This is a genomic window from Corallococcus terminator, from assembly GCF_003611635.1.
In the GTDB taxonomy this organism is placed as follows: Bacteria; Myxococcota; Myxococcia; order Myxococcales; family Myxococcaceae; genus Corallococcus; species Corallococcus terminator.
The window spans coordinates 1-7,000 of the sequence record NZ_RAVZ01000429.1; the positions used below are offsets into that span (position 1 = coordinate 1).

Here is a 7,000-nt window from a genome sequence, read left to right on the forward strand (position 1 = left end):
AGGCACTTGCGTATCTAGGCCCCACCTCATCACCGGGCCCGCCCTGACAGCCATGTCAGGCACCCCCTGCCATCCCGCCACCGTCCCAGTGACATCCATGTCAGGGGGAGCGGCGACGGCCATGGAAGATCCGCTACTCGCCCACCACGGAGCGGATGGTGTCGCGCATGGAGTAGCGGGCCTTCCAGCCCACGTCCTGGACCCACCGGTTGCCGTCCACGGCGCAGAGGAACTGGATGTGGTCCAGCTCCGGGGGCGGGAAGTTGGCCAGGCGGTAGCGGAACATCAGGCCCAGCAGCGGGCGGGCCAGCGGGTGCGGCACGGGGATGGCGGTGTGGCCCAGCTCTCCCAGCACCGCGGACAGGGGCACCTGGCCAGGGCCGACGACGTTGTAGACGCCCTTGGGCTCCGGGCGCAGGGCCTCCACCATCGCGCGCGCCACGTCCTCCACGTGGATGAGCTGCACCATCGGGTCGAAGCCCGCGAGCGTCCACGGGTAGCGCAGCCGCAGGTAGTTGGACGGCGCGTTCTTGATGGTGGGCCCGACGATGTGGACGGGCCGCAGAATCACGGTCTCGATGTGCGGGTGCTTCCAGAAGAAGCTGTGCGCCAGCATGTCCACTTCGATGAGGTCGCGCACACCGGAGAAGCGGCTCGCGGCCATCAGCGGCGCGTCCTCGGTGAGGAAGTTGGAGTTGTCCGGGCTGGGGCCGTAGACGTTGGCCGAGGAGAGGACGACCACCTTCTTCACGCCGTACTTCGCGCAGTACTCCAACAGGCGCGTGGTGCCCACGACGTTGAAGGAGTGGTGCTCCTCCTCGCTCATGCGCGGGTCATGCATGATGCCCATGTGGATGACGGCGCGGACCTCGTTCTTGCGAAAGACGTCCTCCGCCTTCTTCTTGCGCAGGTCCATCTGGTGCATCTCGACGTCCTTCGGCCGGCCCGCGAAGGGGCGCCGGTCGATGCCGATGATGCGCTCACGCTTGTGCAGCATCTTCGCCAGGGTGCGGCCCAGGTTGCCGCTGATGCCGGTGACGACGACGGCGGGCTTCTTGTGGTCCCCGCCGGACTCCTTCTCTTCCTCGTGCGGAGCGCTCACCAGAACACGCCCCGGCGTTCCTTGAGCCCCTGCTGGAGCATCGCCTGGATGGAGGCCTTCACGGTGCGCACCTTCTTGTCGAGTTCACTGTCCTCGTCATCCGCGCGGCCGGTGAAGTGCAGCGCGTCTCCGAAGTAGATCCGGTACTTGGTGGGCAGCGGGAACGCCGCGCCCGTGGGCGTGATGGGAAAGGACGGCATGCCCAGAAGCTTCGCCAGGGGCTTCAGGTTCATCAGCGCGGGGGCCTGTTCCTCGGCGCCCACCACGGCGATGGGGACGATGGGCGTGTTCGTCTCCAGGGCCAGGCGCATGAAGCCCAGGCCGAACTCCTGGAGCTGGTAGCGCTGGGGCCACAGCTTGTTGAGGCCGCGCGTGCCTTCGGGGAACACGAGGATGGCCTCCTCCGCCTCCAGCAGGCGGCGGCAGTTCTCCGGCGTGCCGACAATCTGGCCCACGCGCGCCATGAAGGTGGAGACGTAGGGCAAGGACGGCACCCACTTCTCCACCATGCTGCGGATGGCGCGCGGCGGAGAGCCCTCCACCATGAGGGCGATGCCAATCATGGCGCCGTCCATGGGGAGCTGGCCGGAGTGGTTGGACACCAGCAGCACGCGCCCTGACGGGATGCGGTCCGCGCCGTAGGCCTCCACGCGGAAGTAGTGGCGGTAGAGCCACAGGAACGGGGCGATGGCGGCCAGGCTGTAGTCCAGGTTGAACCCGAAGGGGTCCACCCCGTACTCGTTCTCCGTCCGGGCCAGGCCCTGGAGCTCACCGGATTGTGCTTCGCCCGCCATGCGCTCGGTCCAGCCGCGCAGGCCCTTCTTCACCTTGTCGCTGAAACGCTCCAGCATGGGCTGGCTCCTTAGCACCCCGGCACGCACACCGGGAGTGGGCCGGCAACCCATGCCGCGCTTCTGACGATAACCTGTCGGAAGGTGTCCCCCATGCGCATCACGCCCAAGCCCCAGTCCCCCTCCCGGACGTCCGCTCCGGGTTCCACCGTCGCGGCGACGGTGTTGACGCTCGCCTCGGCGGGAGGCGCGGCGGGGCGGATGAACACCAACAGCGACTTCCAGCCCCGGGCGCCCACGTCCCGCACCGGCGACACCGTGGCCGCGTCCACCCCGGTGCTGGCCCGGGCCGCCGCATCCGGCCTCGCGCGGGAGCCCTCGCGGGGGGTGGCCTTCGTGCGCGACTTCAACGCGAAGCTGTCCCTGCCGCCCGCGCGCCTGAGGGAGAAGCTCGCGATGATGCGCGAGAGCCCCTCCGCGATGTTCCGGGCGATGCCCGCGCTCTTCCATGCGGACCTCCGGGGCCCGTACGCGCAAGGCGCGAAGCTGGTGGACCGGCCGGCCCCGGACATCCTCGTGGTGGGCGATGCCCACGTGGGCAACCTGGGCACCTTCCGCGGACCGGAGGGCAAGGCGGTGTGGGGGCTCAACGACTTCGACCAGGCGGGCACCGCGTCGCCGGAGGCGGACCTCACGCGGCTGGCCACCAGCGCCGTGCTCACCGCGCGCGAGGCGGGCCTGTCCGCCGGGGAGCAGGCGGAGGCGGTCAAGGCGCTCGCGCAGGGGTACTTCGAGACGCTGGAGCTGCTGGCGGACGGGGATGCGAACCCGGGGGCCTTCCTGACGAAGAAGGAGTCGTCCGGGCCGGTGAAGGACCTCATCGACCAGTCGTGCGACACGTCGGCGAAGGACCTGCTGGCGAAGTACGTGAAGCTGGATGGCGCGAAGGGGCCCCATTTCCTCACCACGGACACGCTCAAGCCGCTGGACGCGACGCGAAAGGCCGCGGTGCGCACGGCGCTGGCGTCGTACGAAGCGACGCTGAAGGGCACCGAGGGCGTGGCCGTGCCCCTGAAGGTCCTGGACCTCGCGGAGCGCCTGGACGCCGGAGGGAGCAGCTACGGCCTGGAGCGCGACTACGTGCTCCTGGGCGCGAAGGATCCAAAGGCCCCGCCCGTGCTGCTGGAGCTGAAGGAGCTGCTGGCCTCCGGCGTGGGTTCGCCCCCGGCTCCCGCGAACGGCGCGGACGTGGTGAAGGCACAGAAGGAACTGGCCGGAGACGCGAACCCGCTCACGGGCGCGGTGACCCTGGGCGGCCGGGCCTTCCTCGTGCGCGAGGTGGAGCCGGAGAAGGGCAAGCTGGACGACGGCGCGCTCTCCAAGAAGAAGGGGCTGCGCTCCACCTTCGAACAGGCGGGCGTGGTGCTGGCCCGGGCGCATGGTCACACGCGGGAGCAGGCCACGCGGCTGGAGTCCTGGGTGGGCGGCGACACGCAGGAGTCCACGAAGCGGCTCACCGCCTTCGCGCAGGCCTACGCGGATCAGGCCGAAGCGGACTGGAAGGCCCTGAAGGCGGCGCGCTGAGCCGCGCGCCGTGACGTTCCCTCAAAGCGTCGCGGAGAGTTGCCCCGCCGCGTCGCGCAGGGTGACGACGTCGAAGTCTTCCTTGAGCCACTGGAAGATGCTGCGCAGCCGCTCCTGCTTCTTCGCGGCGCGCACCCTCAGGTCGCGCTGCTGGCGCACGAGCTCCGGCGGGATGCCATCCGCCGCGTCCAGCACGTCCACGCCGTGCAACTCGAAGTTGAAGAAGGCATCCGCCCGGCACGCCCGGTACGCGGCGCGCATGGTGCCGCGAGGCAGCGTGGTCGCGAACGTGCCGATGAACGGGAAGCGCACCACCGGCGTCACCGTCATCGGCAGCTCCACCACCGCGCCCGTGCCCCGACGGTAGGGCTGGGCCGGGTCCGGCCGGTACGGCACGCGCGGCGCGAGCAGCACGCGGGGCGTATCCAGCACGGAGCGCGAGGGCCGTCCCAGCGCCGCGAGCGCTCCCATCACCGCCGCCTTCGCCGCGTAGTAGGGCGCCGCGGGGAACGCGGAGGACCCGTACTGGTAGCCCTGCGCCACGGTGGCCGCGTACAGGTCCGCGTTCAGCGTGTAGCCCGGGGCCCGGAAGCCGGAGGGACGCACGCCGGTGGCCTTCAGGATGGCCGCGTCCGCGCGCGCCAGGTCGTCCGCGATGGCGGCGGCGCCTCGCCGCGAGAGCGCGTAGTCATGGGCGTGGCTGTGGCTTGCGACCTCGATGCCCGCCGCGTGGGACTGCCGCATGCCGGCCGCCGCGCCGGGGTCCGCCTCCAGGTCCTCCCCGATGGCGAAGAACGTCCCCGGCACGCCCACGGAGGCCAGCAGGTCGCGGAAGCGGGGCACCGCCACGCGGTGGATCAACGTGCGGGCCCGGTCATCCAGGAGCGTTTCGGGCAGTCCGTGGATCCGGCAGTAGTGCGGCAGCGAATCCAGGTCGACGGAGATGGACGCCAGTCGCGCCGCCGGCATGGGTCGCTCCTCAGGTCCCGCGGACGCGGATGACGTAGAACAGCTTGCCCACGTTCTTGAGCACGTTGGGCACGCGCTTGAACAGGTGGATGGACGGCTGGCGCTTCTCGTGGAGCTGGATGGGGATCTCCATCACGTTGAGCCCCTCGCGCCACGCGCGGATGACGAACTCGCTGGCGAACACGTCCATGTCCACCACGCACTTCTGGATGACGGGCAGCAGCGCTTCGCGGCGGAACGCCTTCAGGCCGTGCGTGTCCGTGCCCTGGAAGCCCAGCGCCACGCGCAGCAGCTTGTTGTGCACCCGCGTGGCCGCGCGGCGGATGAGGGGACGCTGGTCGCTCGCGCCCTTGGCCGCCTTGGAGCCCACGACCATGTCCGCCTCACCGCGCTCCAGACGGGGCAGCGCCGCGTCGTAGAAGGTCAGGTCGCACAGGTCGATCTCATCACACACCACGTAGGTGCCACGGGCCTTGAGGATGCCCTCCTTCAGCGCCACGCCGTAGTTGGGCGTCTCCGAGTGGAACCAGCGCAGGCGCGGGTTCTTGGCGCACAGATCCTCCAGGATCATGGGCGTCGAGTCGCGCGAGCCGTTCTCCGCGAAGATGATTTCGTAGTCGAGCCCGCGCGCATCCAGCCCCTGGCGCAGCTCTTCGGCTGCCTGGGCGATGATGGACTCTTCGTTGTAGACCGGGATGACGACGGAGAGGTGCAGGGCCATGGGTCCAGAAGAAGCGAAAGGTAGGCCTGGGGCCTAGCACGGCCCCAACCCACCCGTCGACAAGGAGATGACCCCTCGCGTCAGCCGTTCAGCGTCCGGGCGCAGGCCCGCCCGCCCAGGATGGCGTCCTCCATGGACGAGTACTCCCACTGGCCATAACGCCCTGCGATATGGATGCCCGCGTGTTCCAGGAAGCGGGTGATTTCCGCCTTCGCGGGGCCATACGCCTCGTCGTAGAGCACGTACGCGTTGGGGATCTCCTTCGCCTGCGCGAAGAGGATGTCGTCCTTCGAGCGGATCATCTCCGAGCGCAGCAAATCCTCCACCGCCTTGCGCTCCGCATCCTCCAGCGACAGCTCGCCGTGGTGGCTGAACTCGACGGAGAAGCTGGCCGTGTCCGCGGGGGCCAGCGGCGCGTACACCGCCGAGGGCGAACCGATGCGGTACGCATGGAACTCCGGCTCCGGCAGGTAGATCCAATGCCAGGGCTGACGGTTGGCGCCCTTCGCGCCCACGCACACGTACGTGACGGTGAAGGCCCGCAGGCGCTTCGCCGCGGCCTGCACCTCCTCCGGGGCCCCGGAGGCACCGCGCGCGATCAACTGCACCAGCGTGGGCAGCGCGATGGAGGACACGAGCCCCGAGTAGCCTTGCGTGCGCCCGTCCGACAGCACGACCTGCTTCGCCTTCCAGTCGATGGAGACGGGCTCGGTGTGCACGCTCAATTCGCCGCCGCGCAGGTGCTGTTTCATTGAGCGCGCCAGGCTCTCGATGCCGCCCTCGCGCGGGTAGAGGAACGAAGCGTTGTAGCCCAACTGGTCGCTGCCGGCGCCCAGCGCCCCGTCGACGACCTCCTTGAGGGTGGGGCGCGGCACGAAGCGGCCCACCCAGTTGGCGGACATCTCGCGCGGGTGCACGGTCCACAGCTTCTGGTTGTAGGGCAGCATGAAGTTCTTCGCGAAGCCTTCACCCATGTAGCGCAGGATGAACTCCTCGAAGTTGACCGGTTCGCGCTCGCGCAGGGCCCGGCCCTTCTCGCCGTAGATGGCCTCCACGTAGCCGACCAGGTTCTCCGCCACGACCTCCGGCGGCAGCCCGTGGGTGTTCACCTGGTAGGGAAAGCGCGTGAAGGTGCCGCGCGAGTACACCGCGGCGCGGCGCTGGATGCGCACCATCTGGTCGGGCATCCAGAGCGTGTTGACCAGCTCCTGGATCTCCGGGTCGCGCAGGTGGAGCCAGTGGCCGGTGGGGTCGAAGTAACACCCGTCGATGACCTCGGTCTTGATGAGGCCGCCGACCCGGTCCGACTTCTCGATGAGGCGCCAGGGGCGCTTGAGGAAATGCGCGGTGGACAGGCCCGCGAGGCCCGCCCCGAGGATGACGATGGGATCCATGCTCCTCCGGGTCTACCACCTCGTCCGGGGGGCTGGAAAAGGAAGGCATACTGCCGGTAGGGGCGTGCGCCCGCCCTCCTGGCCGCCCGGGTGACGACTCGTCGCCCGAGGGGCGCGTTCTTTCCGGGCTTGAAACGGCTCTGCTAGCCTGCACGCGCCGCGCGGACCATCGCACCGCCCATTCATTGCTGCGCGTGCGCGCGCCAGCCGGTCTCGTCGAAGGAAAACAATGAAAGTCTCCTGCCCGTCGTGCCAGACGAACTACAACATCGATGACAGGCGGATCCCGCCCGGGGGCGCGAAGCTCAAGTGTGCCCGGTGCCAGACCACGTTCCCCATCAAGGCCGATGACGTGAGCGCCGGCGCCCCCGAGGCCGCGGCCCCCACCGCGCCCCAGGCCGCCGCGATTCCGCTCCCGGGCACCGCCGCACCCCAGGCC

7 protein-coding genes are annotated in these 7,000 nt (G+C 69.7%); 2 read left to right on the top strand and 5 right to left on the bottom strand.

What is annotated here, in order from left to right:
- Positions 1–133 precede the first annotated feature (133 nt).
- Both D7V88_RS37000 and D7V88_RS37005 read right to left on the bottom strand, forming a co-directional pair.
- Positions 134–1,102, bottom strand: coding sequence for an SDR family oxidoreductase (locus D7V88_RS37000; protein ID WP_120545284.1), 969 nt, complete (start codon positions 1,100–1,102; stop codon positions 134–136).
- Entirely contained in the window at positions 1,099–1,953 is an 855-nt protein-coding gene (locus D7V88_RS37005) for a lysophospholipid acyltransferase family protein (RefSeq protein WP_120545285.1), read from the bottom strand. The genes D7V88_RS37000 and D7V88_RS37005 overlap by 4 nt, the downstream gene beginning before the upstream one ends.
- A 93-nt stretch (positions 1,954–2,046) precedes the next feature.
- Between D7V88_RS37005 and D7V88_RS37010 the strand changes: the two genes are divergently transcribed.
- Entirely contained in the window at positions 2,047–3,477 is a 1,431-nt protein-coding gene (locus D7V88_RS37010; RefSeq protein WP_120545286.1) for a DUF2252 family protein, read from the top strand.
- A gap of 21 nt (positions 3,478–3,498) precedes the next feature.
- Here D7V88_RS37010 and D7V88_RS37015 read toward each other — a convergent pair whose 3' ends face one another.
- The 3 genes from D7V88_RS37015 to D7V88_RS37025 form a co-directional block, all read right to left on the bottom strand.
- The gene (locus D7V88_RS37015) at positions 3,499–4,446 is read right to left on the bottom strand and encodes a polysaccharide deacetylase family protein (RefSeq protein ID WP_120545287.1); all 948 of its coding nucleotides are present in this window, start codon (positions 4,444–4,446) and stop codon (positions 3,499–3,501) included.
- A gap of 10 nt (positions 4,447–4,456) precedes the next feature.
- Positions 4,457–5,167 (bottom strand): glycosyltransferase family 2 protein, encoded by a 711-nt coding sequence (locus tag D7V88_RS37020; RefSeq protein WP_120545288.1) that lies wholly within the window; start codon positions 5,165–5,167, stop codon positions 4,457–4,459.
- 80 nt (positions 5,168–5,247) lie between these two features.
- Positions 5,248–6,561 (bottom strand): protoporphyrinogen/coproporphyrinogen oxidase, encoded by a 1,314-nt coding sequence (locus D7V88_RS37025; RefSeq protein WP_120545289.1) that lies wholly within the window; start codon positions 6,559–6,561, stop codon positions 5,248–5,250.
- A 229-nt stretch (positions 6,562–6,790) separates the two neighbouring features.
- Between D7V88_RS37025 and D7V88_RS37030 the strand changes: the two genes are divergently transcribed.
- Positions 6,791–7,000 (top strand): zinc-ribbon domain-containing protein (locus D7V88_RS37030; RefSeq protein WP_208726700.1); only part of this gene is annotated, 210 nt, incomplete at its 3' end.